Source organism: Candidatus Cloacimonadota bacterium (assembly GCA_011372345.1).
GTDB lineage: Bacteria > Cloacimonadota > Cloacimonadia > Cloacimonadales > TCS61 > DRTC01.
Genome location: DRTC01000278.1, coordinates 1 through 3802, shown reverse-complemented (window position 1 = coordinate 3802; position 3802 = coordinate 1). Strand labels below are relative to the sequence as shown.

Here is a 3802-nt window from a genome sequence, read left to right as displayed (position 1 = left end):
TAAAAAATAAACTGTCTGGAAATTTGCAAAGCGGTGTCCCGAAAGCTTTCGGGATTGTATTGCAGGTAATTTCCAAACAGAAAAAAAACCGTATAAAAAGGAGAATTACAAATGTCGGTTGTCAGTATGAAAGAATTACTTGAAAGCGGAGTTCACTTTGGCCATCAAACCCATAAATGGAATCCCAAAATGGATAAATACATTTTTATCAAAAGAAACGGGATTCACATTCTGGATCTGAAACAAACACTCGATGCAGTCAACGATGCTTTTATGTTCATCAAGGAACTGGTTGCTAAAGGAGAAACTGTCCTGTTCGTGGGAACAAAAAAACAAGCGAAAGAAGCAATAGAACAAGCTGCTAAAAAATGCGGTGCTTTTTATGTTAATAATCGCTGGTATGGCGGATTGCTGACCAATATGCAGACTATTAGGCGTAGAATAGAAAAACTGGATTATTATGAACAGATTGTTGAAGACGGAACTCTGAACAGCTTTACAAAATTAGAAGCAACAAAAATGAAAAGAATTTACGATAAGATCAATAATGTTTTGGGCGGGATCAGGGAAATGGACAGACTTCCCGGAGCTCTTTTTGTCGTAGATATAATCAAAGAGAGTATTGCCGTTAAAGAAGCGCGAAAACTTGGGATTCCAATCGTGGCTATGGTCGATACGAACAGTGACCCGGATCTGGTCGATTATGTTATTCCGGCAAATGATGATGCGATCAGAGCGATCAACCTGATGGCTGATGTTATGGCAAATGCTGTTATTGACGGTCGTCAATCTCTGATGGAAGGAGCTGATCTGGTTTCTGAAGAAGAAGGAGCAGAAAAATCCCAAACAGAAGCAACGGAACCTGAAAAAGAAGCAAAGAAAAAAAAACAGCCTGAAGAAGAAAAGAAGACTAAAAAGAGAGCTTATATAAAAAAGCAAGAAGCAAAAGAAGAAACAAAAGAAGAATCTAAAAAATAGAACATAAAATTCAAAACAAGACTAAAAACCCAGGAGAAAAACAATGAGTATTTCAGCAAAAACAGTGATGGAACTTCGTGCAAAAACAAACGCAGGAATGATGGACTGTAAAAAAGCTTTGATAGAAATGAACGGAGATATGGAAGCTGCCGTTAAATATTTGAGAGAAAAAGGGATCAGCAAAGCTGAAAAAAAAGCTGACCGCGAAACAAAAGAAGGAAGAATTTATTCTTATATACATACGAACGGTAAGATCGGAGTTATGGTCGAACTGAATTGTGAAACAGATTTCGTAGCCAAAAACGAAATATTTGAAACTTTGTGTAAAGATATATCCATGCATATTGCCGCCTCTAATCCATTGGCAATTTCGGAAGATGAACTCGATCCGAAAGTGATCGAATCAGAAAGAGAAATCTATAAAAATAAAGCTTTAAATGAAGGAAAACCGGAAAAGATAATAGACAGGATAGTTGATGGACAGATCGCGAAATTCAAAAAAGAAAATTGCCTGATGGCTCAGGAATTTATTAAAGATCCTGATAAAACTATCAAAGACCTTCTCAATGAAGCAATTGTCGCTCTTGGAGAAAACATCAAACTTGTTAGATTTGTCAGATACAGTTTGGGAAACTAAAAAATGGCCAGAAATTATAAACCCGAGAAAATTCATAAAATAATTTTCAAACTCAGCGGTGAAATCCTTGCCGGTAAGAAAGGATTCGGGATAGATATCGAAACCGTAAATGAGCTTACCGACGAGATCATCGCTATCAAGAAACTCGGTTATAGTATCGGGATCGTTATTGGCGGTGGTAATTTTTTCAGAGGTGCTTCCGAAGTGGGAGATATTCTGGATAGATTTGTAGCAGACAATATCGGAATGCTGGCAACTATCCAGAATGCGTTGATCTTGAGCGGATTTTTGAATAAAAAAAATTATTCGACTGAAATCTATTCTGCAATTCAAGTTGATAAAGTTGCTAAATACTATACTCCCAAACGAGCAAAGACTTCTTTCAATGAAGGGAAGATCTGTTTATTCTGTGCCGGAACCGGAAATCCCTTCTTTACTACTGATACAGCTGCGGTTTTAAGAGCGATCGAACTCGATGCTGATATTGTGTTCAAAGGAACTAAAGTCGATGGTGTTTTCACCGCAGATCCGGTTAAAAATAAAAAGGCAGAATTTATCAATGATGTTACTTATGATGAAGTTCTGGCAAAGAAATTAGAAGTTATGGACATGACCTCTTTCTCTTTAGCAAGAGATTATAATATGCCGATAAAAGTTTTTAATATCACCAAAAAAGGCAACCTTAAAGAAGCGATCTTACATAAAGAAATCGGAACTTTTGTACACGGTTAATCCTGTCGAAAAGGAGTAATAATGGAAGAACTTTTACTGGAAATCGAATCCAAAATGGATGATGCGTTTAATTCCTTGTTACATCAATTTTCCAAAACCAGAACCGGACGAGCCAATGCTTCTGCTTTAGACGATATAAAAATTGACTATTACGGTCAGCTTACTCCGATCAAACAGCTTTGTAATATAACCATTCCCGAACCTCGTCTTATAGTTGTTCAACCTTGGGATAAATCATCTTTGAATAACATTGAAAAAGCGATTTTAGCATCGAATATGGGAGTTACTCCGGAAAATGACGGAAATGTGGTCCGTCTTCCTTTTCAACCTTTAACAGAAGAAACGAGAAGAGATATTGTCCGGCAGATCAAAAAAACTGCAGAAGATGCCAAAATTGAGATCAGGAACATCCGCAGAAGTGGGAATGAATCTGCCAAGAAGATGGAAAAAAACAGCGATATCACTGAAGATGATCATAAGAAACTGCTAAAAGAAATTCAGGAATTAACAGATAATTGGATCGATAAGATTTCCAAAGCTACCAAGGCTAAAGAATCTGAAATTATGGAAGTATAGATTGTAAACTCACCCCCCAAACCCTCTCTTGAACAAAAAGAGGGAAGAATAGATTTGATTGATTCGAACTTGTGAATATAGGAGATTGAGAAGTGTCTTTTATCATTACTTCAGAGTGTATCAAATGCGGTATGTGCGTTGATGTCTGTCCGGTTAATGCGATCATCGAAGGTGATGAACAATATGTGATCACGGAAGCTTGTATCGATTGCGGAAATTGTAAGGAAGTCTGTCCGATTGGGGCGATCAACGGGTAGAAAACTATATATACAAGTATTTACTTTTTTGATTTATATCAGATTATTAACAAAGTTTTTGTTTTACTCTAAAAAATGGTTATACTTTTTATATAAATAAGAGTATAAAACAATAGGTGGAAAAATGGCAATAATTAAAACCGCTGTTTCAATACAAGAACCTCTTTTTACGCAAATAGAGAACCTGGTTAAAGAACAAAAAACTACTCGAAGTGCTTTATTTTCTAAAGCTTTAAAGGAATTTCTTCAGCGTTATCAAAACAAAAAAATGTTAGTTAAGCTTAATACAGTGTATAAAGATAAGCCATCTAATGAAGAAAGCGAAATACTGAATAAAATGAAAAGAAAACAACGGCATGTAGTGAATGAAAAATGGTAATCGAACAGGGAGATGTATTCTGGATTGATTTAGGAGAACCGATCGGTTCGGAACCTGCATATCTTCATCCTTATGTAATAGTACAAAATGACATTTTCAATCGAAGCAGGATTAATACAATAGTTGTTTGCCTGATAACTTCAAATTTAAAACGAGCAGATGCTCCAGGTAATATTATCCTGAAAAAAGGTGAAGCGAATTTATCAAAAAAGTGCGTGGTAAATGTATCGCAGATTTTTACGG

The 3802-nt window shown here is 36.1% G+C and carries 7 protein-coding genes; all 7 read left to right on the top strand.

Annotation, left to right across the window (positions count from 1 at the left end; translation table 11 throughout):
* The first annotated feature begins 111 nt into the window (after window positions 1-111).
* The gene (gene rpsB / locus ENL20_05455; protein HHE38002.1) at window positions 112-978 is read left to right on the top strand and encodes a 30S ribosomal protein S2; all 867 of its coding nucleotides are present in this window, start codon (window positions 112-114) and stop codon (window positions 976-978) included.
* 43 nt (window positions 979-1021) lie between these two features.
* Window positions 1022-1615 (top strand): translation elongation factor Ts, encoded by a 594-nt coding sequence (gene tsf / locus ENL20_05450; protein HHE38001.1) that lies wholly within the window; start codon window positions 1022-1024, stop codon window positions 1613-1615.
* A gap of 3 nt (window positions 1616-1618) precedes the next feature.
* Window positions 1619-2347, top strand: coding sequence for a UMP kinase (locus ENL20_05445; GenBank protein ID HHE38000.1), 729 nt, complete (start codon window positions 1619-1621; stop codon window positions 2345-2347).
* A 21-nt stretch (window positions 2348-2368) separates the two neighbouring features.
* Window positions 2369-2923, top strand: coding sequence for a ribosome recycling factor (locus tag ENL20_05440; GenBank protein HHE37999.1), 555 nt, complete (start codon window positions 2369-2371; stop codon window positions 2921-2923).
* A gap of 92 nt (window positions 2924-3015) precedes the next feature.
* Window positions 3016-3180 (top strand): 4Fe-4S dicluster domain-containing protein, encoded by a 165-nt coding sequence (locus tag ENL20_05435; protein ID HHE37998.1) that lies wholly within the window; start codon window positions 3016-3018, stop codon window positions 3178-3180.
* Between the two features lie 124 nt (window positions 3181-3304).
* The gene (locus ENL20_05430) at window positions 3305-3559 is read left to right on the top strand and encodes a hypothetical protein (protein ID HHE37997.1); all 255 of its coding nucleotides are present in this window, start codon (window positions 3305-3307) and stop codon (window positions 3557-3559) included.
* Window positions 3553-3802 (top strand): type II toxin-antitoxin system PemK/MazF family toxin (locus ENL20_05425; GenBank protein ID HHE37996.1); only part of this gene is annotated, 250 nt, incomplete at its 3' end. The genes ENL20_05430 and ENL20_05425, both read left to right, overlap by 7 nt.